The organism is Bacillus sp. CD3-5 (assembly GCF_006349665.1).
Lineage (GTDB): Bacteria > Bacillota > Bacilli > Bacillales > Bacillaceae_G > Bacillus_A > Bacillus_A paranthracis.
This window is the reverse complement of the sequence record NZ_VEPX01000006.1, coordinates 19,813-46,185: the sequence shown is the minus strand read 5'-3', so window position 1 is coordinate 46,185 and position 26,373 is coordinate 19,813. Positions and strand designations below refer to the sequence as shown.

General features: G+C 36.4%; 28 protein-coding genes and 1 other annotated feature. Of the genes, 22 read left to right on the top strand and 6 right to left on the bottom strand.

From position 1 onward, the window contains the following. Positions 1–135: 135 nt before the first annotated feature. A complete protein-coding gene (locus tag FH036_RS13520; RefSeq protein WP_000656494.1) occupies positions 136–387 on the bottom strand; it encodes a DUF3932 family protein in 252 nt (83 codons plus the stop codon). Positions 388–576: 189 nt separating this feature from the next. On the opposite strand from FH036_RS13520, the gene rnz reads away from it, so the two are divergent. The 4 genes from rnz (at position 577) to sdaAA (ending at position 3,800) form a co-directional block, all read left to right on the top strand. Continuing rightward, positions 577–1,500 (top strand): ribonuclease Z, encoded by a 924-nt coding sequence (gene rnz, locus FH036_RS13515; RefSeq protein ID WP_000397444.1) that lies wholly within the window; start codon positions 577–579, stop codon positions 1,498–1,500. A gap of 551 nt (positions 1,501–2,051) precedes the next feature. Continuing rightward, a complete protein-coding gene (locus tag FH036_RS27120) occupies positions 2,052–2,198 on the top strand; it encodes a hypothetical protein (RefSeq protein ID WP_001998205.1) in 147 nt (48 codons plus the stop codon). A gap of 45 nt (positions 2,199–2,243) precedes the next feature. Further along, positions 2,244–2,903, top strand: coding sequence for an L-serine ammonia-lyase, iron-sulfur-dependent subunit beta (gene sdaAB, locus FH036_RS13505; protein ID WP_000877446.1), 660 nt, complete (start codon positions 2,244–2,246; stop codon positions 2,901–2,903). Between the two features lie 18 nt (positions 2,904–2,921). Next, positions 2,922–3,800, top strand: a complete 879-nt coding sequence (sdaAA, locus tag FH036_RS13500; RefSeq protein WP_000489463.1) for an L-serine ammonia-lyase, iron-sulfur-dependent, subunit alpha — start codon at positions 2,922–2,924, stop codon at positions 3,798–3,800. 50 nt (positions 3,801–3,850) lie between these two features. On the opposite strand, the gene proI is transcribed toward sdaAA, so the two are convergent. Then, on the bottom strand, positions 3,851–4,690 hold the full coding sequence (gene proI, locus FH036_RS13495; protein WP_138321128.1) for a pyrroline-5-carboxylate reductase ProI: 840 nt from the start codon (positions 4,688–4,690) through the stop codon (positions 3,851–3,853). A 165-nt stretch (positions 4,691–4,855) separates the two neighbouring features. On the opposite strand from proI, the gene FH036_RS13490 reads away from it, so the two are divergent. Further along, positions 4,856–5,809 carry an MBL fold metallo-hydrolase gene (locus FH036_RS13490; protein WP_000125138.1) on the top strand — a complete coding sequence of 318 codons (954 nt, stop codon included), beginning with the start codon at positions 4,856–4,858 and terminating at the stop codon, positions 5,807–5,809. Positions 5,810–5,818: 9 nt separating this feature from the next. Next, entirely contained in the window at positions 5,819–6,613 is a 795-nt protein-coding gene (locus tag FH036_RS13485; protein ID WP_000147803.1) for an SDR family NAD(P)-dependent oxidoreductase, read from the top strand. Positions 6,614–6,796: 183 nt separating this feature from the next. On the opposite strand, the gene FH036_RS13480 is transcribed toward FH036_RS13485, so the two are convergent. Then, on the bottom strand, positions 6,797–6,982 hold the full coding sequence (locus tag FH036_RS13480) for a YqzH family protein (RefSeq protein WP_001003230.1): 186 nt from the start codon (positions 6,980–6,982) through the stop codon (positions 6,797–6,799). A gap of 224 nt (positions 6,983–7,206) precedes the next feature. Here FH036_RS13480 and argC point away from each other — a divergent pair, with 224 nt between their 5' ends. The 7 genes from argC (at position 7,207) to FH036_RS13445 (ending at position 13,371) form a co-directional block, all read left to right on the top strand. Next, on the top strand, positions 7,207–8,244 hold the full coding sequence (gene argC / locus FH036_RS13475) for an N-acetyl-gamma-glutamyl-phosphate reductase (RefSeq protein ID WP_139895876.1): 1,038 nt from the start codon (positions 7,207–7,209) through the stop codon (positions 8,242–8,244). 10 nt (positions 8,245–8,254) lie between these two features. Then, positions 8,255–9,478: a bifunctional glutamate N-acetyltransferase/amino-acid acetyltransferase ArgJ gene (gene argJ / locus FH036_RS13470; RefSeq protein WP_138321130.1), complete on the top strand. Its 1,224-nt coding sequence runs from the start codon at positions 8,255–8,257 to the stop codon at positions 9,476–9,478. An 11-nt stretch (positions 9,479–9,489) separates the two neighbouring features. After that, a complete protein-coding gene (gene argB, locus FH036_RS13465; RefSeq protein ID WP_001286781.1) occupies positions 9,490–10,257 on the top strand; it encodes an acetylglutamate kinase in 768 nt (255 codons plus the stop codon). Continuing rightward, complete coding sequence (gene argD, locus FH036_RS13460) at positions 10,254–11,414, top strand: acetylornithine transaminase (RefSeq protein WP_139895875.1); 1,161 nt, start codon at positions 10,254–10,256, stop codon at positions 11,412–11,414. Before argB ends, argD begins: the two co-directional genes overlap by 4 nt. 12 nt (positions 11,415–11,426) lie before the next feature. Continuing rightward, the gene (gene argF, locus FH036_RS13455) at positions 11,427–12,377 is read left to right on the top strand and encodes an ornithine carbamoyltransferase (RefSeq protein WP_139895874.1); all 951 of its coding nucleotides are present in this window, start codon (positions 11,427–11,429) and stop codon (positions 12,375–12,377) included. Between the two features lie 177 nt (positions 12,378–12,554). Beyond that, complete coding sequence (locus FH036_RS13450; protein ID WP_002028428.1) at positions 12,555–13,115, top strand: DUF2062 domain-containing protein; 561 nt, start codon at positions 12,555–12,557, stop codon at positions 13,113–13,115. Between the two features lie 58 nt (positions 13,116–13,173). Beyond that, complete coding sequence (locus FH036_RS13445) at positions 13,174–13,371, top strand: hypothetical protein (protein ID WP_000291952.1); 198 nt, start codon at positions 13,174–13,176, stop codon at positions 13,369–13,371. Positions 13,372–13,395: 24 nt separating this feature from the next. Here the strand turns inward: FH036_RS13445 and FH036_RS13440 are convergent, their stop codons facing one another. Next, entirely contained in the window at positions 13,396–13,842 is a 447-nt protein-coding gene (locus FH036_RS13440) for a MarR family winged helix-turn-helix transcriptional regulator (protein WP_000445817.1), read from the bottom strand. Positions 13,843–13,914: 72 nt separating this feature from the next. Continuing rightward, positions 13,915–14,694: a GDSL-type esterase/lipase family protein gene (locus FH036_RS13435; protein WP_044793842.1), complete on the bottom strand. Its 780-nt coding sequence runs from the start codon at positions 14,692–14,694 to the stop codon at positions 13,915–13,917. A gap of 356 nt (positions 14,695–15,050) precedes the next feature. On the opposite strand from FH036_RS13435, the gene cpdB reads away from it, so the two are divergent. Then, positions 15,051–17,393, top strand: a complete 2,343-nt coding sequence (gene cpdB, locus FH036_RS13430; protein ID WP_139895873.1) for a bifunctional 2',3'-cyclic-nucleotide 2'-phosphodiesterase/3'-nucleotidase — start codon at positions 15,051–15,053, stop codon at positions 17,391–17,393. Between the two features lie 49 nt (positions 17,394–17,442). Here the strand turns inward: cpdB and nhaC are convergent, their stop codons facing one another. Continuing rightward, positions 17,443–18,816 carry a Na+/H+ antiporter NhaC gene (gene nhaC, locus FH036_RS13425; protein WP_139895872.1) on the bottom strand — a complete coding sequence of 458 codons (1,374 nt, stop codon included), beginning with the start codon at positions 18,814–18,816 and terminating at the stop codon, positions 17,443–17,445. 277 nt (positions 18,817–19,093) lie between these two features. Then, positions 19,094–19,313 (bottom strand) — a binding site (T-box leader). A 140-nt stretch (positions 19,314–19,453) separates the two neighbouring features. Here nhaC and FH036_RS13420 point away from each other — a divergent pair. The 8 genes from FH036_RS13420 (at position 19,454) to FH036_RS13385 (ending at position 26,366) form a co-directional block, all read left to right on the top strand. Further along, on the top strand, positions 19,454–19,810 hold the full coding sequence (locus tag FH036_RS13420) for a hypothetical protein (protein ID WP_139895871.1): 357 nt from the start codon (positions 19,454–19,456) through the stop codon (positions 19,808–19,810). A gap of 122 nt (positions 19,811–19,932) precedes the next feature. After that, a complete protein-coding gene (gene bioA / locus FH036_RS13415; RefSeq protein ID WP_139895870.1) occupies positions 19,933–21,321 on the top strand; it encodes an adenosylmethionine--8-amino-7-oxononanoate transaminase in 1,389 nt (462 codons plus the stop codon). Then, a complete protein-coding gene (gene bioD, locus FH036_RS13410) occupies positions 21,321–22,049 on the top strand; it encodes an ATP-dependent dethiobiotin synthetase BioD (protein ID WP_044793845.1) in 729 nt (242 codons plus the stop codon). The genes bioA and bioD overlap by 1 nt, the downstream gene beginning before the upstream one ends. Then, positions 22,015–23,202, top strand: a complete 1,188-nt coding sequence (gene bioF / locus FH036_RS13405; RefSeq protein WP_139895869.1) for an 8-amino-7-oxononanoate synthase — start codon at positions 22,015–22,017, stop codon at positions 23,200–23,202. Before bioD ends, bioF begins: the two co-directional genes overlap by 35 nt. After that, a complete protein-coding gene (locus tag FH036_RS13400) occupies positions 23,199–23,939 on the top strand; it encodes an alpha/beta fold hydrolase (RefSeq protein WP_000661274.1) in 741 nt (246 codons plus the stop codon). Before bioF ends, FH036_RS13400 begins: the two co-directional genes overlap by 4 nt. Next, complete coding sequence (gene bioC / locus FH036_RS13395; RefSeq protein ID WP_000608938.1) at positions 23,905–24,714, top strand: malonyl-ACP O-methyltransferase BioC; 810 nt, start codon at positions 23,905–23,907, stop codon at positions 24,712–24,714. The genes FH036_RS13400 and bioC overlap by 35 nt, the downstream gene beginning before the upstream one ends. A 1-nt stretch (position 24,715) precedes the next feature. Next, the gene (gene bioB, locus FH036_RS13390) at positions 24,716–25,714 is read left to right on the top strand and encodes a biotin synthase (protein ID WP_000815866.1); all 999 of its coding nucleotides are present in this window, start codon (positions 24,716–24,718) and stop codon (positions 25,712–25,714) included. 331 nt (positions 25,715–26,045) lie between these two features. After that, complete coding sequence (locus FH036_RS13385) at positions 26,046–26,366, top strand: hypothetical protein (RefSeq protein ID WP_000549778.1); 321 nt, start codon at positions 26,046–26,048, stop codon at positions 26,364–26,366. Positions 26,367–26,373 lie beyond the last annotated feature (7 nt).

The window sequence follows — 26,373 nt, the reverse complement described above, 5'->3', positions numbered from 1 at the left end:
TATTTTTTGAAAACTCAAATAGATTTATCTTGGCTATATAGTAGGAAATAAGAGGGGGTTTTTGGAAATAAGTTTGGAAAATAAATACCGTAATAAACATAAAAAAAGCACTGATTACAGTGCTTTTTTTATAGATTATGAGATTGTAACATTTTCAAAAATAACAATTTCTGAACGATTTGTTGTTGAAACACGTTGTGCATAATATGTTAAAGCTGAAGAAATATATGTTGGTAACGAATCATTTGTATGTGTTGTTGTATATTCATGGATTAATTCTTTCAAAGTCGTCCATTCTAATTGTGCTGGGTGATCAGACACGAAAGAACTTACCCAGCGATCAAATGAAGATGAAAAATCAGTTTGTAAACGAAATGCTTCTTTCATAATAAAACGCTCCCTTAAAATGTAGTATAATCATTTTAACATAAAACACGAACGATTGCTAAGTTTTTTAAGTATAACGTTCGTGATATATAGTTGTCTAGATGATTGGTTATGTAAATTCGATTTGCCATTTGAAATAACATTCCGTAAGATGAAAGATAGATTATATAAAGAGCTGGAGGAAAGAAAGTGGAATTTGTATTTTTAGGAACTGGTGCAGGTGTTCCTTCAAAAGGAAGGAATGTTTCGGCAATTGCTTTGCAATTGTTAGAAGAACGAGGACAGACTTGGTTATTTGATTGTGGTGAGGCGACGCAACATCAAATATTACATACATCAGTACGTCCACGCCGCATTGAAAAAATATTTATTACGCATTTACATGGGGATCATATTTTTGGTTTGCCTGGTTTATTAGGAAGTCGTTCGTTTCAAGGAGGGACTACACCTTTAACAGTGTATGGACCAAAAGGAATTAAACAGTTTATTGAAGTCGCATTATCAGTAAGCACGACACATGTAAAATACCCGCTTGAAATTGTTGAGATAACAGAAGAAGGTACTGTGTTTGAAGATAATGAATTTCATGTGGAAACGAAAAGGTTGTCACACGGTATTGAATGTTTTGGATATCGGATTATAGAGAAAGATATACAAGGCGCCCTTTTAGTTGATAAATTGCTGGAGATGGGCGTGAAACCAGGTCCACTCTTTAAACGTTTAAAAGATGGAGAAGTGGTTGAATTGGAAAATGGTACGATACTAAACGGAAAAGATTTTATCGGCCCACCTCAAAAGGGAAGAATTATTACCATTTTAGGTGATACGAGATATTGTGAAGCGAGTAGAAAGCTAGCACAAGACGCTGACGTACTTGTTCATGAAGCAACTTTTGCAGCAGAAGATGAACAACAAGCTTATGATTATTTTCATTCCACATCTAAGCAAGCTGCAAGTATTGCACTTCAGGCAAATGTAAAACGATTAATATTGACTCATATTAGTTCTCGTTATCAAGGAGATACATATAAGGAATTATTGAAAGAGGCAAGAGAGCTATTTTCTAATACAGAAATAGCTACAGATTTAAAATCATTTCCAGTGGACAGATAATAATGTTGTGAAAAAATGGTGACGAAAGGTTGCCATTTTTTTATTTCTAAAAAAAAATAAAAATAAAACTGTTATCATTTTATGCTTATATAGGATGAAACAGAAAATTTTAATGATGTAAAGATATAAGATGAAACTACATAGTATCGAGTGTTTAGAAAAACTGTTATATAAGTCGGACGACATACAAGTAGTACAAATAGCAAAAATGGATTTTTATTCAGAACTTTTAAAATTTATTAAAAGTAAGCGTTTTATTAAAAACAAGCTATAATGAGGACAGATTATAATTTACTGTAGGCTACATGTGTTTGAGACGTTTATCATAACAAGTGAAGTTGAATAAATTGTGAGAGAGCAACATGGAAATTATAATAGGAAGGACATTACTATTATTTGTATGAAGCCTTTTTCACTTTTTAGCTTTAAGGCATCAAAAGGTATGAAAGCAATGGGTGTTTCACTTGTTTATGCTATGCTTGTAAGGGGTTCTGTGTTAAACTTTGGATTGCTACAAGACTTTACTGTAGATTATCTTATATTATGTGTAAATGAAGGTAATGCTAAGTTTCTTATTTCATATTATAACTGGTATTATTTCAGGATATATCGCTTCACTGTTATTCAAAAACGATCCAATTCGTATAGCGGAACAAATTCGTAGTACAACTGGAAAAGCAACCGATTTGGTAGCTTAATAGAATAGTAAAAAATTTTTTCATAGAGGTTTAGGGGGAGTTATGATGAAGTATCGCTCAGTATTTGATATTATCGGTCCAGTTATGATTGGTCCATCAAGTTCACATACAGCAGGCGCAGCAAGAATGGGGCAAGTTGCTCGCCAGCTGTTTCGTCATGAACCAGAAAGAGTAAGCATTTCATTATATGGATCATTTGCAAAGACGTATCGTGGGCATGGTACAGATGTAGCGCTAATAGGTGGGATATTAGGGTTTGAAACAGATGACTTACGTATTCCAGAGGCGCTAGAGATAGCAAAAGAGCGCGAAATTGAAGTGGAATTTATTGAAGAGGATGCCAATGCACCTCACCCAAATACAGCGAGAATTCGTTTGTATAAAGGTGAAGAAGAAATTGAAGTTGTTGCTTGCTCAATTGGTGGCGGTAAAATTGAAGTTGTAGAATTAAACGGATTCGATCTTCAATTATCAGGCACGAGTCCAGCACTACTTATTGTAAATAACGATCGCTTCGGTGCTATTGCAGCAGTAGCTTCAATCCTTGCGAAACACGAGATTAACATTAGTACAATGAGTGTTTCTCGTAAGGAAAAAGGAAGAAGAGCGCTTATGGTCATTGAAACAGATGAAATATTAGCAGATGAAGTGATTGAAGAAATAAAAGCGCAACAAAATATTTGTCAAGTAACTATTATGGAATAATTGCAGGGGGGACACACCATGTTTCGGAACGCAGCGGAACTAGTGGCGCAAGCTAAAGAACAAAATGTAAAAATCGCAGAAATTATGATTCAATGTGAAATGGAAACAAGAAGTATTTCACGTGAAGAAGTAATTGCTGGTATGGAAAAGAACTTAGTCGTGATGGAGCAAGCGGTAGAACGTGGTATTCGCGGAGTGAAATCACCAACTGGTTTAACTGGTGGAGATGCTGTAAAAGTTCAGGCGTATATGAAGAGTGGAAAAGGCTTATCTGGAGATACGATTTTGGACGCAGTGAGTAAAGCTGTTGCAACAAATGAAGTAAACGCAGCGATGGGAATTATTTGTGCAACACCAACAGCAGGGTCTGCTGGAACAGTGCCAGGTGTACTATTTGCACTAAGAGAAAAATTGCAGCCTACACGTGAAGAAATGATTGAATTCTTATTTACAGCGGGAGCTTTCGGTATGGTTGTTGCAAATAACGCTTGTATTTCTGGTGCAGCGGGAGGATGCCAAGCTGAAGTTGGTTCAGCAAGTGGAATGGCAGCTGCAGCTGCAGTTGAAATGGCTGGTGGAACACAAGAACAAGCAGCTACAGCGATGGCAATTTCATTAAAGAACATGCTTGGTTTAGTATGCGATCCTGTTGCAGGACTTGTAGAAGTACCTTGCGTAAAACGTAATGCAGCAGGAGCTGCAAATGCGATGATTTCAGCTGATTTAGCATTAGCTGGTGTAACGAGTACTATTCCATGTGATGAAGTAATTGAGGCGATGTTTAGAATCGGACAAACGATGCCAGTAGCACTTCGTGAAACAGCTGAAGGTGGACTTGCAGCAACACCGACTGGTCGTCGTCTACAAGAAGAGATTTTTGGGAAGACGAATAACTAAAAATATATGTTTATAAAAAATGGAGCTCAAGTAAGATTGAGCTCCATTTTTTATTTTTCTTTTGTTAATTGTTCTAACGTTTTCCCAAGATTATGTGATCGTTGCGCTGCCTGTGTAATACAGGAAATAAGCGCTTGTTGAAATTGGTGTTCTTGTAATATTTCAATGCCCGCTTCGGTCGTTCCACCAGGAGAGGTAATTTCCTTTCGCAAAATAGACGGGTGTTTTTCACTTGCTTTTAGCATTTCAGCAGCACCAATCATCGTTTGGAGAATAAGTGACTTTGCAACATCTTCTTTTAAACCGATTTTTTTTGCAGCTTCTTCCATCGCTTCTACTACGTAATAAATATAAGCAGGCCCGCTTCCGGATAATGCAGTGACAGCATGCATATCTTCTTCCTCTACAACAGAGACGAGACCAATCGTTTCAAATAAAGCTATGGCAGTTTGAATATGTTCTTTTGTTGCATGTTTAGAAGGCGAGATAGCAGTAGCTGATTTTAAAATAGCTGCAGATGTATTTGGCATGGCACGAATAATCGGAACGTCCTTTTGCAGTAGATTTCTAATTGAATGAGTAGAAACACCTGCTAATAACGAAATAATGAGCAGGTTATTATGTATGTCTTCTTTAAAAGGGGTAAGGGCTTCTGCAACATCTTTTGGCTTCATTGCTAGAAAAAGAATATTTGTATTAGTAAGTAGTTCTTTTTTATTATGTGTACCTTTGACACCGTATTTGTTATGTAGCTCCTGTAACCTTGTCTCATTAGAACGATTACTTACAGTAATTTGTTCGCCTTTCACAACATTTGCATGTAACAAGCCACCAATAATCGCTTCAGCAATAGAGCCCGCACCGAGAAAGGAAATGTTTTGAATAGACATGATGTTCCTCCTTTAATTTTGGTTAGAAATTCTTATAAATGTACATACATTCGTTTTTTTCTAGGAAACACCTCTTTTTATCTGAAAATAATGACAAATATATAAGGAAGTTGTAAACTGAAGAAGTATTCATTTTTGAACCGGAAAGAGACAGGGGGGCTAAGCATGACGGCGATTCACCGAATGGAGATTCCTGTGCCATTTGCAGTTGAAACTGTGAATGTGTTTTTAGTTGAGGGGGAGACATTAACATTAATTGATACAGGGACGAATACAGAAGAGGCAAGAAATGCGTTAGAAAGTCAGTTAGGTACATTAGGATATACGATAGAAGATATTAAAACAGTAGTTATTACGCATCATCATGCAGATCATTGTGGGCTTTTAAATATATTTTCTGAGAAGACGAACATTATTGGACACCCTTGGAATGAGCCGTGGATCACGCAAAATCCAGAATTTTTAAAGCGATATCATGATTTTTTTAGAGAGACGGCTTTACAATTTGGTGTTCCAGCAGCATTTTTGAAAGACGAGGCGTTATTGACGACAAGGACATTGAAATATTCTTGTAATAGATCGTTAACGCATACTGTGAGAGAGGGAGATCGTATTGATTCAATGCCTGGTTTTACAGTAATTGAAACACCGGGTCATGCTTCCACTCATATTTCATTATATAGAGAATCTGATGGAATACTAATTGGAGGGGATGCTCTCATTAGTCATATTTCTTCGAATCCAATATTAGAACCACCATATGAAGGACAAACAGAAAGGGCGCGCCCGTTATTACAATATAATCAAACGTTAAAGCGTTTAAGTGAAATGAATATTTCACGCATTTTATCAGGACATGGAGAAGATGTTCTAAATGTGAAACAACTTATTGAAACGAGATTACAAAAGCAAGAAACACGTGCATTTAAAGTGCTTGAGTTATTAAAGGAAAAACCAATGACAGCATTTGAAGTATGTGTAAAACTATTTCCGGTATTATATAAGGAACAATTACCGCTTACTATTTCAGAAACGGTTGGACAATTAGACTTTTTAGCATATAATCAACAAGTGATGATTGATGAATCTTCGCAACAATTGATTTATTATGCAAAGTAGGTGACAGCAATGACGGGACGTTTACAAAATAAAGTAATCGTCATTACAGGTGCTTCTAGTGGAATTGGAGAGCAAGTTGCAATGCAAGTTGCAGAGCAGGGAGCGACTCCAGTATTAATGGCTAGAACAGAAGAGAAATTAAAAGCGCTAGCAGACAAAATTAAAGAAACTTATAATACGCCTTGCTATTATTATGTATTAGATGTAAGTGAAGAGATGGGGGTAAAATCTGTTTTTTCAAAAGTGTTACAAGAGGTAGGACGTATTGATATATTAGTAAACAATGCGGGATTTGGTATTTTTAAAACGTTTGAAGATGCGTCAATGGATGAAGTGAAAGATATGTTTCAAGTAAATGTATTTGGATTAGTAGCTTGTACGAAAGCAGTACTACCTTATATGGTAAAAAGAAACGAAGGACATATTATTAATATTGCATCACTTGCTGGGAAAATTGCAACGCCGAAATCGAGTGCGTATGCAGCGACGAAACATGCAGTACTAGGATTTACGAATAGTTTACGCATGGAGTTGTCTAGTACGAATGTTTTCGTAACAGCGATTAATCCAGGTCCGATAGATACAAACTTTTTTGAAATAGCTGATCAATCCGGTACATATGTGAAAAATATGGGACGATACATGTTAAAACCAACATATGTAGCAGAGCAAATTGTAAAATCGATGCAAACGAAAAAGCGTGAAGTAAACTTACCGAAATGGATGGGCATTGGTCCGAAACTGTATGCTTTATTCCCAGGTTTATTTGAGCGCGTAGCAGGTAAATCATTAAGTAAAAAATAGGAGATTTCCATATGGAAATCTCCTATTTTTTTATCCCGCTTTAATGGGCAGTAAGACCCCCACCTCAAAATGCAGCGAAAGCAAAGAAGTTAGGTGGGGGTCGGGCTGCCCATTAAAGTCCGATTGGTGAGGGCTGATAATCAGTGGGTGATGAAGAAAACCCCCACTGATTAAAGTTTCACTTTATTTTCCAGTCACATAATCGTAAACGATATCCTCAACTGCCTCGTATACATCAATTTTAGTATTTGAATGAATAATCGTTTGAATATGTTTAACAAGCATTTCCTGATCCTCATTTGACATAGGACTACATTGATATTGCTGAAAACTTTTTATAATCATTTTCTCAATTAATTTTTCATTCATGTTTTCCCCGCCTGTATGTACGTATGTATTGTTTTATTGTACTTGAAGTGAAATGAAAAAACTACTATGCAATATTTATGTATAAAAATTCGGTTGCGCATATTATTTTTCTAGTAAAATTAAGTTTTTTAAGTTTATAAAAATTTATAAATATTTAATTGACTCTATAAATATACAATATTATAATCATACTTAATTTAAAGAATCGATATGAGGAGGAGCATATGAAGGTCGCGATTATTGGAGCAACTGGGTATGGAGGTATTGAATTAATTCGGTTATTAGAGCAACATCCATATTTTTCGATAGCATCTCTCCATTCTTTTTCACAAGTTGGCGAGTGTATAACAAATGTATATCCGCATTTTCAAAATGTTCTTGTTCATACGTTACAAGAAATTGATGTGGAGGAAATAGAGAAGGAAGCAGAAATTGTATTTTTAGCAACCCCGGCAGGAGTATCAGCAGAGTTAACTCCCAAATTATTAGCAGTAGGCTTAAAAGTAATTGACCTATCTGGAGACTTTCGTATGAAAGATCCTTTCATATATGAACAGTGGTATAAAAGGGCAGCTGCAAAAGAAGGAGTCCTTAGGGAAGCTGTATATGGGTTAAGTGAATGGAAAAGGTCCGAAATTCAAAAGGCAAATTTAATTGCAAATCCAGGATGTTTTGCTACAGCTGCATTATTAGCGATATTACCGTTAGTTCGTAGCGGCATAATTGAAGAAGATTCGATTATTATTGATGCGAAATCAGGAGTATCTGGAGCAGGAAAAACGCCAACAACGATGGCTCACTTTCCTGAGTTATACGATAACTTGCGTATTTATAAAGTAAATGAGCATCAACACGTTCCTGAGATTGAGCAAATGCTTGCGGAGTGGAATAGGAAAACGAAGCCAATCACGTTTAGTACACATTTAATACCGATATCACGGGGGATTATGGTTACACTTTATGCGACAGTAAAACGAGAAATGGAAATAGAACAACTTCAAAAATTATATGAAGAAACGTATGAACAATCAGCTTTCATTCGAATTCGTCTGCAAGGAGAGTTTCCAAGTCCGAAAGAAGTGAGGGGCTCAAATTATTGTGATATGGGGATAGCTTACGATGAAAGAACAGGAAGAGTGACAGTCGTTTCTGTTATAGACAATATGGTGAAAGGTGCGGCTGGGCAAGCAATTCAAAATGCAAACATAATAGCGGGACTAGAAGAAACAACAGGTTTACAACATATGCCGCTTTATCTATAAGGGGGACATGATGATTAAAGTAGCGTCTATTACAAAAGTAGAAAATGGTTCGATTGTAACTCCAAAAGGTTTCTCGGCCATTGGCACTGCAATTGGTTTGAAAAAAGAGAAAAAGGATTTAGGGGCAATCGTTTGTGATACACCAGCATCATGTGCTGCTGTTTATACAACAAATCAAATACAAGCAGCTCCCTTGCAAGTAACGAAGGATAGTATAACGACTGAGGGGAAATTACAAGCTATTATCGTCAATAGTGGAAATGCAAATGCTTGTACGGGAATGAAAGGATTACAAGATGCTTATGAGATGCGTGCATTAGGGGCGAAACATTTTGGAATGAAAGACAATTACGTTGCAGTAGCTTCAACAGGTGTAATTGGTGTTCCGCTGCCGATGGATATAATCCGAAATGGGATTGCTACTCTTATCCCGGCGAAGGAAGAAAGGGAAGCTCATTCTTTTTCTGAAGCGATCTTAACGACGGATCTTATAACGAAAGAAACTTGTTATGAAATGGTGATTGATGGGAAGAAAGTGCTGATTGCTGGTGTTGCGAAAGGTTCAGGGATGATTCATCCAAATATGGCAACGATGCTAAGTTTTATTACGACAGACGCTCATATAGAGCATGACGTATTACAAACAGCATTATCACAAATCACGAATCATACATTCAATCAAATTACGGTAGATGGAGATACTTCTACGAATGATATGGTCATCGTTATGGCAAGTGGATTATCAGAAACGAAACCAATTGATATGGAACATGCAGATTGGGAAACTTTCGTAGTTGCTTTACAGAAGGTATGTGAAGATTTAGCGAAAAAAATTGCACAAGATGGTGAAGGTGCTACGAAGTTAATAGAAGTAAATGTGTTAGGAGCTCGAACGAATGAAGAGGCAAAGAAAATTGCAAAGCAAATAGTCGGTTCGAGTCTTGTGAAAACAGCAATACATGGTGAAGATCCAAACTGGGGGCGAATTATTAGTACCATTGGACAAAGTGAAGTCGCGATTAACCCAAATACAATTGATATTACTCTTCAATCTATTGCGGTGCTGAAAAATAGTGAACCTCAAATGTTTTCTGAAGAGGAAATGAAAATGAGGTTACAAGAACATGAAATTATGATTGATGTGTATTTACATTTAGGAGAAGAGACCGGATCAGCTTGGGGCTGTGACTTAAGCTATGAATATGTGAAAATAAACGCTTGTTATCGTACATAAGGAGAGGGAAGATGAGTGATTATATTGTAGTGAAATGCGGCGGTAGTATGTTGGATCAATTAAATGATGTGTTTTTTGATTGCATAAAGAAATTGCAACAGAAGTATAAAGTAGTGATTGTCCATGGCGGTGGCCCAGAAATTGATGCCCAATTAAAAGATTGTAACATCAACGCAGAAAAAAGAGATGGATTACGAGTAACACCAAAAGAAGTTATGGATGTTGTTCAAATGGTGCTATGCGGAAGTACGAATAAAAAACTCGTAATGAATTTACAAAAGCATAATTTACTTGCAGTAGGTTGTTCAGGATGTGACGGCAATCTACTTCAAGTTCAACCTGTCAGCGAGGAGATAGGATATGTGGGAGAAGTAAGTTATGTCGAAACGGCCTTACTAAAAGGATTAATAAATATGAATTATATTCCTGTTATTGCTCCGGTCGGCATAAATGATAATGAGATTTATAACATAAATGCAGATACCGCCGCAGCTGGAATTGCAGCCGCATTATCTGCAAAAGAACTCATTTTTATTACAGATGTAGATGGGGTATTACATGAAGGAAAGTTAGTAAAGAAAACCGACGAATTTGAGATTGTTAATTTTATAGAAAACGGTGTTATTACCGGTGGGATGATTCCGAAAGTACAGGCAGCACTAGCATCATTAAAAATGGGAGTGCAAAAGGTTAGTATCGTAAATGGGACGAAGGATTTTACCGAGGTTACAGGTGAGTGTATTGGAACAACGGTAACGAGGGGCGTGAGTATTGCATGATAAGTCATCTTTTTCAAACGTATGGGAGAAGAAAGATTGAGTTTGTAAAGGGGAAAGGAACGAAAGTCATTGATAATAACAGTAAGCAATATTTAGATTTCACATCAGGAATTGGTGTATGTAATTTAGGACATTGTCATCCTACTGTTATGAAAGCTGTACAAGAGCAACTGCATGAAATATGGCATATATCTAACCTGTTTACAAACAGCTTACAAGAAGAAGTCGCGTCATTATTAACAGAAAACATAGTATTAGATTATGTGTTCTTCTGTAATAGCGGGGCAGAGGCGAATGAAGCTGCTTTGAAGCTAGCCCGTAAGCATACTGAAAAATCTCTCGTCGTAACATGCGAGCAATCTTTTCACGGTAGAACATTCGGAACGATGAGTGCGACGGGACAAAATAAAGTGAAAGAAGGATTTGGTCCGCTCCTTCCCTCTTTTTTACATACGCCTTTTAACGATATAAAGGCATTAGAGGAAGTAATGAATGAAGAAGTTGCGGCAGTAATGATAGAAGTTGTTCAAGGAGAGGGAGGAGTCATACCTGCTGATCTATCTTTTTTGAAAGCGATTGAAGCATTATGTAAGAAGTTCGGGTCCTTATTTATTATAGACGAAGTCCAAACAGGAATCGGAAGAACAGGGACATTATTTGCTTACGAACAAATGGGAATAACACCTCATATCGTTACTACTGCTAAGGCGCTTGGAAATGGAATTCCAGTTGGAGCAATGATTGGCCGGAAAGAACTTGGAATATCGTTTCCTGCAGGGTCACATGGTTCAACGTTTGGTGGAAATTATATTGCAATGGCTGCGGCGAAAGAAGTATTGCAAATAACTAAGAAACCATCGTTTTTAAAAGAAGTAAAGGAAAAGGGCGAGTACGTATTACAGAAGTTGCAAGAGGAATTACAACATGTCGAATGTATTCAAAATATACGTGGTAAGGGGCTTATGGTTGGAATTGAATGTACGCATGAAGTTGCAAGTTGTATAGAACAACTAGAAAAAGAGGGACTTCTCGTATTACAAGCAGGGCCTAATGTTATAAGACTATTACCGCCACTCATTGTAACGAATGAAGAGTTAGAACAGGCAGTATATATGATAAAAAAAGTAGTTTGTACAAAAAACGTATCAATTATATAAGGGGGAAGTTTCATGTCAACTGTACAAGTACCGAAATTAAATACGAAAGATCTTTTAACATTAGAAGAACTAACGCAAGAAGAAATTATTTCTTTAATTGAGTTCGCTATATATTTAAAAAATAATAAGCAAGAGCCTTTACTACAAGGGAAAATATTAGGCCTTATCTTTGATAAGCACTCGACTCGTACTCGTGTATCTTTTGAAGCAGGAATGGTACAGCTCGGGGGACATGGTATGTTTTTAAGTGGAAAAGAGATGCAAATGGGCAGAGGAGAAACTGTTTCAGATACTGCGAAAGTATTATCGCAGTATATTGACGGGATCATGATACGTACATTCTCACACGCGGATGTAGAAGAGCTTGCAAAAGAATCGAGCATTCCTGTTATTAACGGTTTAACTGACGATCATCATCCTTGTCAAGCATTGGCAGACTTAATGACAATATACGAAGAAACAAATACATTTAAAGGAATAAAATTGGCTTACGTAGGTGACGGAAATAATGTATGTCATTCATTGTTGTTAGCGAGTGCAAAAGTTGGAATGTATATGACTGTTGCAACACCTGTAGGGTATGAACCGAATGAGGAAATTGTAAAAAAAGCGTTAACGATTGCTGAAGAAACAGGAGCGAAAATTGAAATTTTGCATAACCCTGAACTAGCGGTGAATGAAGCAGATTTCATTTATACTGACGTTTGGATGAGTATGGGGCAAGAGGGAGAAGAAGAGAAATATACTTTATTTCAACCATACCAAATTAATAAAGAACTTGTTACGCATGCGAAGCAAACATATCGTTTCTTGCACTGTTTACCTGCCCATCGTGAAGAAGAAGTAACAGGCGAAATTATAGATGGGCCAAAATCTATCGTATTTGAGCAAGCCGGTAATCGATTGCATGCGCAAAAAGCATTATTAGTAAGTTTATTTAAAAATGTAGAAGAACTTTCCTAAATGATGTACACCTCCAGTTGTGAGACACAAATAACAATTGGAGGTGTATTTTTTTTATTGAAATGTCATATGTATATTTAGTTAACCATTTCGATATCATCTATAATAAAAGAGAAAATGAAATTTGTTTTTCGGAGTGGGTAAGGGCATACTAGGTATAAAAATATAGTTAAAGAGATGATGAGAGTGAAAACAACTAAGAAAACATATTCGTTTTTTCAGCGGATGTGGAGAATATTAAAGTTTCAATATTATAAGTTGCTTCGATCACCAGAAGGAGCGAAGAAAGTATCGTTAGGTTTTGCGATTGGTTTTGGTTTAGAGATGTTGGTTATATATACAGCATCGCTCGTCTATTTAATATTTTATCCAATCGTCAGGTTAGCAAAGGGATCTTTTCCTGCAGCGGTGATTGGCAATATTATTGGAAAAATATCGTTTCTCCCAGTAGTTTTATTTCCGCTTGCGTATGCGCTAGGGAAAATGATTTATCCATTTCATGTGCAAAAAATACATCATGAACCCTTTACGATATCGGACTTGTTTTCAAGTCACATTTTTACGATATTAAAGAGCTTATTACAGAGTGAAGTGTATGTGTTAATTGGAATGACGATTTTAGGGGTTGTGTTTGGTGTAGTTTCATATTTCGTTGTGCATTATTTATATGAAAAGAACCGTAAGTTACGTTTGAAGAACAGAAAGAAAAGAGTGAGAGAACCACTCATGCAAATATAAAGAGTGTCACACTCATTTTCTCCTTTGAATATGTTTAAGAAAAAGGAGGAGAGAATGAATGTATTATTATTACGTACCGCAAGTATATCCATATGTAAATTATTATCCGGTTTATGATACGAGTAGGCAATATGAATTATATCGACAACAACAACTACCGCAAATACCATCGCAACAACCTACGCAAGATCAAAAACCATATTTAACGACATGGCCATATTCAAATGTATACTATGGTAATTATTACGAATCATAAAGCTGCTTCTATTTAGAAGCAGCTTTATGCGTTTGTTTTCAAAATTAAATTTTGAATGGTTTGAAGAGAGTGAATGAGTTTTTCACGTTCTTCCTCAGATAACGTTTGGAAATTTTCTTTTAATTTGTCTAAAATGAATTGTTGATACTGATTTACTAACAATTTCCCTTCAGCTGTCAGGGAAATTAAAATGACCCGTCGATCTTTTTCGCTATAATGACGCTCTATTAGTTCTTCTTGGATCAGTTTGTTTAATAGAGGTGTCATGTTAGGCCGTGAAATCGCTAGCCGCTTGCCGATTTCGGAAACTGCTAATGTGCCATTTTCATGCAGAAGCAGTAATACTTGTGTATGTGATGGCGGCATATGTCTTTGAGAAGAAAATTCTCCAGGAAGCATAAATTTGCGATAAAAAAGAGGCACTAGCGAAAGAAGATGATCAACAATACGTTCCCACTCGCGTGATTCCATATAAAGGCCCCCTTCCACTCTCATTGTAACAAAAAAGACATGTTATAAAAATAGAATTGTTTCATGCGAATTTTAATATTTGTAGGCCAACACTTTTTTTGTAAAGGAATCGGCAATAATAGAATAGCCTTTATCATTTGGGTGTACTTGGTCAAAGAGTAAATCTTTCTTATCATTCGATATTAATTTGCGGATTGGTAAAACGATAGATGGTTGATTTGCTTTTGCAATGGAATAAACGGATTCATTCCATCCGTCTAAAAACATATCTGCATAACTTGCGATGGAGTCATCGAGTTGTAACGGGTTATAGAGTTCAGAAAGAATGAGTAAAGCATCCGGATTTTGATCTCGGACTGTCTTTACAATATTTTTTACATCCGCTTCAAAATGAGCTTTTTCTTTATTTAACATTTTAATACCGTCTATAACACCGACATCACGATTTAAGCGAAACAAATTATTTCCCCCAATGTTAATTGTAATAATATTGGCTGCTCTAATTTTTTGCTTTACATCTTCTGAGTCAACCTTTTTAGCGAGACGATCGGTTGTAAGACCGTTTATCCCAAGGTTTTCTACAGTAATTGGTTTATGAATTTGTGCTTCTATTTGTTTAGAGGCTAATTCAGCAAATCCACCTTGTGTCGATCCATATCCTTTGGCGAGCGAATCACCTAGTACGAGATGATAAAAGGAATCGTTTGTTTGCTTATCAATCCAACTTGGAGTAGATGTTTTTTCTGTTTTTTCTTCGGGTTCATTTTGTTTTGTCTCATCGTTCTTTTCAAAATAAGAATAAGAAATGATTAGAAGGAGGAGACAAACAATTGTTAAGATGACTTTTTTCATAAATTCATCCTCCTTGTAATTGGTAATTGTATCATATTCAGCAGTATTAACAATGTAAGGGCATATTATATGTTTATGAAAAGTTTACAATAACTTTACAGAAAATTTGTAGAAGTATGTCAAAAAATATTGACGATATGAAAGTACATTATATATGATAATGTCAGATAAGGTGAAATTTTAATTAGTAGGGCTTTATTTCCCGATGAGTAAAATCTCACCAATCGAGCGTTTAAGAGGACTACTCATTAACGCAGGATGAAATGAAAATCTTATCTCCAATAGAAGAAAAAAGGTATGTGATTAGAGACAGATTCATTTCATTATTTTTGGTAATTGTATAAGGGGGATTTTTTGTGAAAAAGTCAAAAAAAATGCTAGCTGGAGCAACTCTTGCTATTGGTGTTATAGCGCCGCAAGTATTGCCAGCAACAGCTCATGCGGATGAGCAAACTGGGGAGAGTACGGTTAACTTACGAATTCTAGAAACATCAGATATTCACGTTAACTTAATGAATTACGATTATTATCAAACGAAAACCGATAATAAAGTAGGTCTCGTGCAAACTGCAACACTTGTGAATAAAGCACGTGAAGAAGCGAAGAACTCTGTCCTGTTTGATGATGGGGATGCATTACAAGGGACACCGCTTGGAGATTATGTAGCGAATAAAATAAATGATCCGAAGAAGCCTGTGGATCCTAGTTATACGCACCCATTATATCGTTTAATGAATTTAATGAAGTATGACGTCATCTCTCTTGGGAATCATGAATTTAACTACGGTTTAGATTATTTAAACAAAGTAATTAGTAAAACAGAATTCCCGGTTATTAACTCGAACGTCTATAAAGATGATAAAGATAATAATGAAGAGAATGATCAAAATTACTTTAAACCATATCATGTTTTTGAAAAAGAAGTAGAAGATGAATCAGGTCAAAAACAAAAAGTGAAAATTGGCGTAATGGGATTTGTTCCACCTCAAGTTATGAACTGGGATAAAGCAAATCTAGAAGGAAAAGTGAAAGCAAAAGATATAGTTGAAACAGCGAAAAAAATGGTGCCAAAAATGAAAGCAGAAGGTGCCGATGTTATCGTTGCACTAGCGCATTCAGGTGTTGATAAGAGTGGATACAACGTTGGCATGGAAAACGCATCGTATTATTTAACAGAAGTTCCTGGTGTAGATGCGGTATTAATGGGACATTCACATACTGAAGTGAAGGATGTATTTAATGGTGTTCCAGTTGTAATGCCTGGTGTCTTTGGAAGTAACTTAGGTATTATTGATATGCAATTGAAAAAAGTAAATGGAAAATGGGAAGTACAAAAAGAGCAATCGAAGCCGCAACTTCGTCCGATTGCTGATAGTAAAGGAAACCCACTCGTACAATCTGATCAAAATTTAGTTAATGAAATTAAAGATGATCATCAAGCGACAATTGATTATGTGAATACAGCTGTAGGAAAAACGACAGCGCCAATTAATAGTTATTTCTCATTAGTACAAGATGATCCTTCTGTACAACTTGTGACAAATGCACAGAAATGGTATGTAGAAAAGTTATTTGCTGAAAATGGGCAGTACAGCAAATATAAAGGAATTCCAGTTTTATCTGCAGGAGCACCATTTAAAGCAGGTGGCCGAAACGGTGCTACATATTATACCGATATTCCAGCTGGAACGTTAGCAATTAAAAACGTGGCAGATTTATATGTATATCCAAATACGTTATATGCTGTAAAAGTAAATGGGGCACAAGTAAAAGAATGGCTTGAAATGTCTGCAGGTCAGTTTAATCAAATTGATCCAAAGAAAACAGAAGAACAGCCGTTAGTAAATATAGGTTATCCTACATATAACTTCGATATTTTAGATGGCTTAAAATACGAAATTGATGTAACACAACCGGCGAAATACGATAAAGATGGAAAAGTTGTAAATGCTAATACGAATCGTATTGTAAATATGACATATGAAGGGAAGCCAGTAGCTGACAATCAAGAGTTTATCGTCGCTACAAATAACTATCGCGGAAGCAGCCAAACGTTCCCGGGTGTAAGCAAAGGGGAGGTTGTATACCAATCACAAGATGAAACGCGTCAAATCATTGTGAAGTATATGCAAGAAACGCCAGTTATTGATCCAGCAGCAGATAAAAATTGGACGTTTAAACCGATTGTTGCCGATAAATTACATACAACATTCGATTCTTCACCGAATGCACAAAAGTATATAAAGAAAGATGGAAACATATCATATGTTGGACCATCTGAAAATGAATTTGCTAAATATGCAATTGATATAACGAAGAAGAACGATGATGATAAAGAAACTGGTGGAGAGAACCCGACAACACCGCCAACAGGTGAAGGAAATAATGGAGAAAATCCAACAACACCGCCAACAGGTGAAGGAAATAATGGAGAAAATCCAACGACACCACCAACAGGTGAAGGAAATAATGGAGAAAATCCAACGACACCACCAATAGATGAAGGTAATAATACAGGATCTGGACAAACTACAACGGATAATCAAAACGCAAAAGAAACAACAACTGTAAGTGAAAAGAAAGAAGAACGTGATTTACCGAAAACAGGTACAAGTGTTGTTTCTACAATTGGAGCAGGTTTGGCGTTTGTTGGAGCAGGATTCCTTCTGTTATTTAGAAGAAAGAAAGCAAATAGATAGTGGAGAAATATAAAAAGGATTACCGATTCAGGTAATCCTTTTTCGTATATTATGAAATTGTTACTGCTTTTTCTTTCTTCCATGAAAGGCCAAATCCTGTGAAACCAACAATAATTGTTAAGACTGGGCAAGCTAAACAGAAAATTGCGAATGGAAGGTAATCAAATGTCGGAACGCCAAGGACGTTCGATAAGAATACACCACTTACTCCCCATGGTACGAGCGGGTTAATAACTGTACCTGCATCTTCTAGTACGCGTGATAAATTACGACGTTCTAAACCGACTTCATCGTATTTATTAGCAAATGCTTGTCCCGTTAAAACGATGGATAAGTATTGCTCCCCAAGTAAGAAGTTTACACCAATTGCAGTTGAAGCAGTAGAAATAATTAAGCGTGTGCTATTTTTAACGAAGCTAGAGATGATATTCATTAGCTGCGTAATAATACCCATTCCTTGTAATAATCCTCCCATACAAAGAGCTAGGAAAATAAGGGCAATCGACATCATCATACTTTGTAGACCACCGCGAGATAGTAAACTATCAATGTCTTTCATACCAGTTTTAGAAACGTATCCGTCTTGCATAATTTTCATTAAATCAGCTAAAGAAGTGCTAGGTTTAAAAATAAAGAGAATAATAATTCCTACCACGATTCCTGCAAGCAATGTTGGTACTGCTGGGACTTTTTTAAATGCGAATAGGAACAGTAATAAAATTGGGATTAGTGTAACGATAGAAATCGTTGTATTTTTCTCTAATGTACTAATAAAGTTTGTGAAGTCAACGTCTCCACTCGTACCTCCTCCTAAAATGAAAAAGGCGATAAAAGCAATAATGAATGCTGGAACTGTTGTCCAAAGCATGTTACGAATATGCTCAAATAGATCTACACCTGTTACAGCAGGAGCTAAGTTTGTTGTATCAGATAAAGGAGACATTTTATCTCCAAAGAATGCACCAGAAATAATTGCGCCAGCGATTAGAGCTGGATCGTATCCGAGAGCACTACCCATACCCATAAAGGCAAGTCCTACAGTTGCGGCAGTTGTAAAAGCACTACCGATACTCGTTCCAACAATTGCACAAACAACGAAAACAGTTGGAATGAAAATTTTAGGAGATACAAGTTGGAAGCCGTATACCATTAAAGTTGGGATTGTTCCAGCGGCGATCCAAACACTAATTAATACGCCTACAAGTAAGAAAATAAAAATAGATGGAATACCAGCTGAAATACTACTAATCATCCCTTTTTCCATCGTAGACCAAGAGATTTTTTTTATAAATCCAAATGCTAATAAAAGAACGATGCCAAATAAAATTGGGATGTGTGGTGAAACTTCTAATTTGATAACACTAAAGCCAATGCAGAAAAAGATAAAAAATGTTAATAGAACAGATTCAATTTTTGAAACCATTGTTTTTCCCTCCTAAGTAATCTAAAATAGCTCTTTTTTATATAAAATTCGCCAATATTGTTTATTTCCTTCTAAAATTTAGAATTTTGTGACAAATTACCGGTAATTGTTAATCCTTCAATATGATACGGAAATGTTTGGATAAAAAAACGTCCCTGCATATAAATATGCAGGGACGAAGAAATCGCGGTACCACCCTAGCTTGTGAAATGAATGTATCACAAAATAAAGGGTCGTATGATATGCGCTAATAAAATAAAAACGCCCCTGCAATATATGCAGGGACGAAAAGTTCGCGGTACCACCCTAAATTGTGAAACAGTATCGTTTCACCACTCTTTAGATATAACGGTCTATAACCGTCTTTCACTACTCCTTACGTTTCGCAAAAGAAGCTCCAGGGGGTAATTCATATTCGCTCTGTACTGGTTCGCACCGACCACCAGCTCTCTGAAATCAGAAATCGAAATACTACTAAATCCTATCAATGCCGATTCATATGATGTTAGTTAAATTTTTATCATATATTCATCATACATGTCAATGAAAATGTGTAATATTTTTTTAGGGAAATAAAGGAGATAGGTTTTAACACCGAAAAATGTGCGTTATAATGAATTTGAAAGGGGAGGAAAGAGTGAAGAAAAAAATAATTCTTTTTACCACCTTACTAGTCATTGGCGGAAGTGCTGGAATTTACACAGCTTTTGCAGCTGAATCAGAGCAGGCGAAGCAAAAGCAAATGCAGCAGTCAGAAGTGAAGAAAGCGAAAGAAACTGAAGAGAAGAAGTCGATGGAGAAAGCAGCTACGAAACTAGGAGTTTCTACTGATGGAAAAACAAAAGAAGAAATCACGAAAGAAGTAAATAAGGCTAGATTTGAGCAGCGTCATGATTTATTAATTAAGCATGCGAAGCAACTTGGAATTGATACAGAAGGAAAAAAGGATGAAGAGATTATTTTAGAAATCGGAAAGATACAACATGGAAAGTAGAACAACTTATCTTATGATAGGTTGTTCTTTTTTAAGAACTACTTGATTTAAAAATAATTGACAGTCATTTAGTTTTAATGTTAACTATATTTATAAACTAGTTAACATTAGGGGTGACAATTGTGACTTTTAGTAAGAGTACGACTGACAAACCATCTTATACATATGAAGAATTATCGGAGAAAAACAAAGCCTACGTATGGCACCCATTTACACAAATGAAAGATTATTTAGAAGAAGATCCTGTCATTATTGAACGTGGAGAGGGAAGAAAGCTATACGATGTAAATGGAAATGAATATTGGGACGGTGTTTCGTCTATTTGGTTAAATGTTCATGGGCATCAAGTGCCGGAACTAGATGAGGCAATTCGTAAACAATTAAATAAAATTGCCCATTCTACTATGCTAGGACTTGCTAACGTTCCATCTATTTTATTAGCAGAAAAAATAATTGAAGTTGTACCAGAAGGTTTGAAGAAAGTATTCTATTCCGACTCCGGTTCTAGCGCTGTTGAAATTGCAATTAAGATGGCATTTCAATATTGGCAGCATAAAGGAAAACCGAAGAAACAAAGATTTGTAACATTAAAAGAAGCGTATCACGGTGATACAATTGGGGCTGTTTCAGTAGGAGCAATAGACTTGTTTCACCAAGTGTATAGTTCACTTTTATTTGAGGCAATTAAAATGCCTTATCCATATACATATCGTTCTCCTTATGGAAATAATAAGGAGGAAATTGTAAAAAAACATTTAGAAGAAATGGAAGAGCTGCTGAAAGACAAACATGAAGAAATTGCAGCGATAATTGTAGAACCTTTAATGCAAGGTGCTGGCGGTATGATTACAATGCCAAAAGGATACTTAAAAGGGCTACGTAATTTATGTACAAAATATAACGTTTTATTTATTACAGATGAGGTAGCGACTGGATTTGGGCGTACCGGGAAAATGTTTGCATGTGAACATGAAAATGTAACGCCGGACATTTTAACAGCCGGAAAAGGTTTAACGGGCGGATATTTACCAGTTGCAATCACCGTAACGACAGATGAAATTTATAATGCCTTTTTAGGAGGCTACGAAGCACAAAAAACGTTTTTCCACGGTCATAGTTATACAGGGAATCCGTTAGGGTGTGCGGTAGCAATTGCAAATTTAGAACTATATGAGAAAACAAATTTAATAGAAGAGGTGGCACGTAAAACAGAATATGTGGCGACGCAATTAGAAGAACTCTTTGCATATAAACATGTAGGGGATATTCGTCAGTGCGGGTTAATGGTTGGAATTGAACTTGTGAAGGATAAGGAAACGAAAGAAGCGTTTGAATGGACAGAGAGAGTCGGTGTTCAAGTATGTAAACGCTCAAGAGAACTAGGCATGATTATCCGACCGCTCGGTAATACGATTGTCTTTATGCCACCTCTTGCTTCTACAATTGATGAGATTGATGATATGTTACGTATTTTGTATAAAGCAATCTCGGATGTTACGGAGGGAGAATAATGAGCGGTTTTTTTATAACAGCAACGGATACTGAAGTGGGAAAAACTGTCGTTGCCGGTGCATTAGCAGGTGTATTTAGAGAATTGGGATATAACATCGGGGTATATAAACCGTTGCAAAGTGGACATGTTGCATCAAATCCAGAGGGAGATGCAGCAAGGTTAAAGGCATTATCAGGTGTACCGACAAAAGAAGATGAAATTTGCCCATATTCTATTGAAGAGCCGCTTGCTCCGAGACTTGCTATGAAAAGAGCTGGAAGGACAGTAACGTTAAAAGACATTATTCATCACTATAATGAACGATTGAAAGAGTTTAATAGTCTGCTTGTAGAAGGAGCAGGTGGATTAGCTGTTCCGTATACAGAGGACGCTTTAGTAATTGATTTCGCAAAAGAATTACAACTTCCACTTATTGTAGTAGCACGCCCTACATTAGGAACAGTAAATCATACAGTTTTAACGATTGCTTATGCAAAGGCACATGGTTTAACAGTAGCAGGTGTAATTTTATCTGGCTGCAAAGAATGCGAAATAGAAAGAGTGCAAGAAAATAAAGAAATGATTGAAGAGCTAAGTGGGGTACCGGTTTTAGGTTTATTACCATTCTTAGCAGGTGAGTTTACAAGAGAAGAAGTCTTGGAATCTGCTAAAGAATATATAATGATTTCAAAATTAGAGGAGCTTATCCGAAATGAATCAAACGTGGCGCACACATCTTCAATCTAAATTGCAACAATTACATGAGCGAGAGCAGTATCGTAATTTGCATGTAACAGAACAAGCAGAAGAGACATGGCTTATTCGAGATGAGAAAAGGATGCTAAATTTAGCATCAAATAATTATTTAGGGTTAGCTGGAGATGAAAGGTTAAAAGAAGCTGCTATCGCATGTACAAGAAAATATGGAACTGGGGCGACAGCATCAAGGCTCGTGGTAGGAAACTATTCACTGTATGAAGAGGTTGAGAGAAGTATATGCGATTGGAAAGGCACTGAAAAGGCCTTAGTTGTGAATAGTGGATATACCGCAAATATTGGAGTGATCTCTTCATTAGTGAGTCGTCACGATATTGTGTTTAGTGACAAATTAAATCACGCAAGCATTGTTGATGGAATTATATTAAGTGGGGCAGAGCATAAAAGGTATCGTCATAATGATTTCAATCATCTGGAGACGTTGTTAAAAACAGCATCTCCTGAAAAGCGGAAATTAATCGTAACAGATACTGTTTTTAGTATGGATGGTGATACTGCGTATTTGAGGGAGTTAGTGGAGCTGAAAGAGAAATACGGGGCAATTATTGTAGTGGATGAAGCGCATGCGAGTGGAATATATGGAATCGGCGGAGCTGGATTATCTCATATAGAAGAAGATCTTGCTCAAAAAATAGATATACATATGGGGACGTTTAGCAAGGCTTTAGGGTGTTATGGTGCGTATTTGACAGGCGATGCAATTTATATAGAGTATTTACGAAATACAATGAGAAGCTTTATTTTTACTACTGCATTACCGCCAGGAACATTAGGAGCGGTACAAAAAGCAATTGAAATTGTAAAAGAAGATAATGAAAGAAGAGAGAGGCTTAGAGAGAATGGAGCATATTTCAGAAACCATTTACGAGAAGCTGGTTTTGATATAGGAAATAGCTCAACTCATATTGTACCGATCGTAGTCGGTTCAAATGAAAATACTTTACGGTTTAGTAAAAGGTTACAAGAGGCAGGTATTGCAGCTATTGCAATTCGTCCGCCCACTGTACCGGTCCATAGTTCTCGAATTCGCTTTGCAGTTACATCTGAACATACAATAGCTGATTTAAAATGGGCTATTGACCGAATTACCCACATTGCGAAAGAAGAGGAGCTTTTCGTATGAAAGAGCTGAAGATCATTTTTATCCCTGGATGGGGAATGGAAGAAAATATTTGGGATTTAGTACTTCCGCATTTTAAAGGATATTTTGTTCAATGCATTGATTGGCGTAACGTGAAAGAACAAAGTGAATTTGCAGGGCGAATAATAGATGTAGCAAAGGATGAAAATGTAATTTTAGTTGGATGGTCACTAGGAGCGTTAGCGGCAATTCAAGCTTATAAAAAAATTAAGGCAAAGGGTATCGTACTAATTGGTGGTACTGCTAAATTTACAAATGCAAGTGACTATAGTAATGGTTGGAATGCTTTGCATGTAGAACGGCTGAAAAGAAATTTGGCGAGAAGGAAAGAAGATACGCTCAAGCGATTCTATGAAAATATGTTTACGAAAGATGAGTTGAAAGAAAATAAAAGTTTTGAAGACATCGTAAAACATTTTAAAGGTGATTCTATTCAGTCTTTACAATTCGGTTTGGATTATTTAATAGAAACAGATATGAGAGAAGAATTGAAAGAAATAAAAGTACCTATACTGCTTATTCATGGAGAGCAGGATGTAATATGTCCATTGTCTGCAGCGCGTAGTATGGCTGAGAATGAGACTGCTACGCTCAAGGTAGTAAATGAGGCTGGGCACGCATTATGCGTAACGAATTTTGAATATTGTGTAAATGAGATAATTCAATTTGTAGAGGGGATACGACATGATCAACAAAACGTTACTACAAAAACGGTTTAATGTAGCAGCTGTATCCTACGATCAATATGCAAATGTACAAAAAAAGATGGCACATTCATTACTTTCTACATTGAATCGGCGATATAGTGTAAATGCATCGATACGTATTTTAGAACTTGGATGCGGGACAGGATATGTTACAGAGCAATTATCAAACTTATTTCCGAAAGCACATATTACAGCTATTGATTTTGCTGAAAGTATGATCACAGTTGCCAAAACTAGACAAAATGTAAACAATGTAACATTTTATTGTGAGGATATCGAAAGATTACGACTAGAAGAAACGTATGATGTCATTATTTCAAATGCCACATTTCAATGGCTAAATGATTTAAAACAAGTGATAAGAAATTTATTTCATCATTTGTCTATAGATGGGATATTACTCTTTTCAACATTTGGACAGGAAACATTTCAAGAATTGCATGCTTCGTTCCAGCGAGCGAAAGAAGAAAAAAATATACAAAATGAAACATCGATTGGGCAACGTTTTTATTCGAAAAATCAGTTGCGCCATATATGTGAGATAGAAACAGGGGATGTACATGTTTCTGAAACGTGTTACATAGAGAGATTTACAGAAGTTAGGGAGTTTCTACATTCTATTCGTAAAGTAGGAGCGACCAATAGTAATGAAGAATCATATTGTCAAAGTCCCTCACTCTTTCGTGCGATGCTTCGCATATACGAAAGAGACTTCACGGGAAATGAAGGGATAATGGCAACGTATCATGCTTTATTTGTGCATATAACAAAAGAGGGGAAGAGATGAAATGAAACAAGTACAAACAAAAAGGGATTGGAAAAAACTTGCATACGACGTCGTAGAAGAGAAAGTGATTACGAAAGAAGATGCAATAGCGATATTAGAGGCTGACGATACAGAGATTTTAGAAATTATGAATGCTGCGTATATCATTCGCCACCATCACTTTGGTAAGAAAGTAAAATTAAATATGATTATTAATACGAAGTCTGGATTATGCCCTGAAGATTGCGGATATTGTTCACAGTCTATTATTTCAGAAGCACCGATTGATAAATATGCATGGCTAACGCAGGAAAAGATTGTAGAAGGAGCACACGAAGCAATTCGCCGTAAAGCGGGTACGTATTGTATTGTGGCATCTGGTCGTCGTCCGACTGATAAAGAGGTAAATCACGTAATTGGAGCCGTTAAGGAGATTCGTGAAACGACAGATTTAAAGATTTGTTGTTGTTTAGGTTTCTTAAACGAAGATCAAGCAGGACGTTTAGCGGAAGCGGGTGTACACCGTTATAACCACAACTTAAATACACATGCGAATAATTACGAAAGTATTTGCTCCACTCATACGTATGACGATCGTGTTGATACAGTTCAAAAAGCGAAACAAGCGGGTATTTCACCATGTTCTGGGGCAATCTTTGGAATGGGAGAGACAATAGAAGAACGCGCTGAAATTGCATTCGAATTACAACGTATAGATGCAGATTCCATTCCATGTAATTTCCTTGTTGCTGTGAAGGGTACACCGCTTGAAGGACAAAAGGAGTTAACGCCAGTAGAATGTTTAAAAGTGCTGGCAATGATGCGTTTTGTAAACCCAACAAAAGAAATTCGCATTTCAGGAGGGCGTGAAATCAATTTACGTTCTGTACAGCCAATCGGTTTATTTGCAGCGAACTCTATTTTTGTTGGAGACTACTTAACGACAGCTGGACAAGAACCGACTGCAGACTGGGGTATGATTGAAGATTTAGGGTTTGAGATTGAGGAATGTGCATTATAAGATGGAAAAAAGCAAACTTGTAAAAGAGTTTGCTTTTTTTGTAAATAAAATGTAATAAATAGTTGTGAACGCTTGATACTAGTGACTTTTGAGCGAAAAAAAGAATTTTGGTGGACGAATTTTCCAAGCACCAATTGTACATAGTAAATATGTAATTTATCCGACTTTAATGGGCAGTAAGACCCACACCTCAAAAAGCAGCGAAAGCAAAGAAGTTAGGTGGGGGATCAACTGCCCATAAAAGTCCGATTGGTTCAACTAATAATCAGTGGGGGATGAAGCCCCCCCCACTGATTAAAGTTTCACTTTATATTGGGTTGGAGGATTTTACATGCACAAATATATATTAGCGATTATGACTTGTCTCATTTTACTAAAAGCGATAAGTGCTGATCCAGTTAAGGCCGCCGAAAATCCTGAACAAAAAGAGATGCAACAACGAATTGAACAACATTTTCGAACGAAAGCTGAACATTTTGGATTGAAAACAGAAGGGAAAGATTTAAAGGAAGTACGAAAAGAAATTACTATTATAGAAGAAGCGAAGAAAAGAGAGAATGTATGGAGAACAGCACAAACACTTCGTATACAAACAGAAGGAAAAACAATGGATGAATTAATAAAAGATGTACGGAAAAAAGTAAAAAAATAAAAAGAGG

Bases quoted from the DNA above. Each gene is read 5' to 3' on its own strand.
- FH036_RS13520 (WP_000656494.1), bottom strand. From the start codon at position 387: ATGAAAGAAGCATTTCGTTTACAAACTGATTTTTCATCTTCATTTGAT.
- FH036_RS27120 (WP_001998205.1), top strand. From the start codon at position 2,052: ATGAAGGTAATGCTAAGTTTCTTATTTCATATTATAACTGGTATTATT.
- sdaAB (WP_000877446.1), top strand. From the start codon at position 2,244: ATGAAGTATCGCTCAGTATTTGATATTATCGGTCCAGTTATGATTGGT.
- sdaAA (WP_000489463.1), top strand. From the start codon at position 2,922: ATGTTTCGGAACGCAGCGGAACTAGTGGCGCAAGCTAAAGAACAAAAT.
- proI (WP_138321128.1), bottom strand. From the start codon at position 4,690: ATGTCTATTCAAAACATTTCCTTTCTCGGTGCGGGCTCTATTGCTGAA.
- FH036_RS13490 (WP_000125138.1), top strand. From the start codon at position 4,856: ATGACGGCGATTCACCGAATGGAGATTCCTGTGCCATTTGCAGTTGAA.
- FH036_RS13485 (WP_000147803.1), top strand. From the start codon at position 5,819: ATGACGGGACGTTTACAAAATAAAGTAATCGTCATTACAGGTGCTTCT.
- FH036_RS13480 (WP_001003230.1), bottom strand. From the start codon at position 6,982: ATGAATGAAAAATTAATTGAGAAAATGATTATAAAAAGTTTTCAGCAA.
- argC (WP_139895876.1), top strand. From the start codon at position 7,207: ATGAAGGTCGCGATTATTGGAGCAACTGGGTATGGAGGTATTGAATTA.
- argJ (WP_138321130.1), top strand. From the start codon at position 8,255: ATGATTAAAGTAGCGTCTATTACAAAAGTAGAAAATGGTTCGATTGTA.
- argB (WP_001286781.1), top strand. From the start codon at position 9,490: ATGAGTGATTATATTGTAGTGAAATGCGGCGGTAGTATGTTGGATCAA.
- argD (WP_139895875.1), top strand. From the start codon at position 10,254: ATGATAAGTCATCTTTTTCAAACGTATGGGAGAAGAAAGATTGAGTTT.
- argF (WP_139895874.1), top strand. From the start codon at position 11,427: ATGTCAACTGTACAAGTACCGAAATTAAATACGAAAGATCTTTTAACA.
- FH036_RS13450 (WP_002028428.1), top strand. From the start codon at position 12,555: ATGATGAGAGTGAAAACAACTAAGAAAACATATTCGTTTTTTCAGCGG.
- FH036_RS13445 (WP_000291952.1), top strand. From the start codon at position 13,174: ATGTATTATTATTACGTACCGCAAGTATATCCATATGTAAATTATTAT.
- FH036_RS13440 (WP_000445817.1), bottom strand. From the start codon at position 13,842: ATGGAATCACGCGAGTGGGAACGTATTGTTGATCATCTTCTTTCGCTA.
- FH036_RS13435 (WP_044793842.1), bottom strand. From the start codon at position 14,694: ATGAAAAAAGTCATCTTAACAATTGTTTGTCTCCTCCTTCTAATCATT.
- nhaC (WP_139895872.1), bottom strand. From the start codon at position 18,816: ATGGTTTCAAAAATTGAATCTGTTCTATTAACATTTTTTATCTTTTTC.
- bioD (WP_044793845.1), top strand. From the start codon at position 21,321: ATGAGCGGTTTTTTTATAACAGCAACGGATACTGAAGTGGGAAAAACT.
- bioF (WP_139895869.1), top strand. From the start codon at position 22,015: ATGAATCAAACGTGGCGCACACATCTTCAATCTAAATTGCAACAATTA.
- FH036_RS13400 (WP_000661274.1), top strand. From the start codon at position 23,199: ATGAAAGAGCTGAAGATCATTTTTATCCCTGGATGGGGAATGGAAGAA.
- bioC (WP_000608938.1), top strand. From the start codon at position 23,905: ATGATCAACAAAACGTTACTACAAAAACGGTTTAATGTAGCAGCTGTA.
- bioB (WP_000815866.1), top strand. From the start codon at position 24,716: ATGAAACAAGTACAAACAAAAAGGGATTGGAAAAAACTTGCATACGAC.
- FH036_RS13385 (WP_000549778.1), top strand. From the start codon at position 26,046: ATGCACAAATATATATTAGCGATTATGACTTGTCTCATTTTACTAAAA.